This window comes from Acinetobacter entericus, assembly GCF_026168575.1.
Classification (GTDB): domain Bacteria; phylum Pseudomonadota; class Gammaproteobacteria; order Pseudomonadales; family Moraxellaceae; genus Acinetobacter; species Acinetobacter bouvetii.
Map to the genome: position 1 here is coordinate 1 of NZ_JAPEQW010000150.1, position 366 is coordinate 366.

Annotated in this window: 1 protein-coding gene; it reads right to left on the bottom strand. The window is 36.9% G+C overall.

Features of this window, described 5'->3' with window-relative positions; genetic code table 11:
- On the bottom strand, positions 1-312 hold a 312-nt coding region (locus tag OKC24_RS19985; RefSeq protein WP_265466325.1), incomplete at its 3' end, for a transposase.
- Between the last annotated feature and the right edge of the window lie 54 nt (positions 313-366).

Genomic DNA, 366 nt, shown 5'->3' on the forward strand with positions numbered 1-366 from the left:
ATCAATATGCTTTTGTCTTCTACAAAGCGTACTGTAATCTGGTGCTGTCCAATCTAATCCGCAAAGTTTAATTAGACTTTGAACAAAGCCAGTGACAATACGTAAAGAGAGACGAAATAGGGATTTAATCATTAGGCAACATTGGATTGCTACATCAGAATAAGTTTGATTTCGACCTTGTTTGCCTTTTGCTTGTGCATACCACTGGGTTTTTGAATCAAACCAAATGGCAATATTTCCACGATTAATAAGTGCGCGGTTGTATGTAGACCAATTGAGAGTACGGTAAATTTTAGGTGTGGGCTTATTCATTTGAAAATTATATTGTGGAATAAGCCCTTAACGATAGGTTTGTGCAACAAAGCC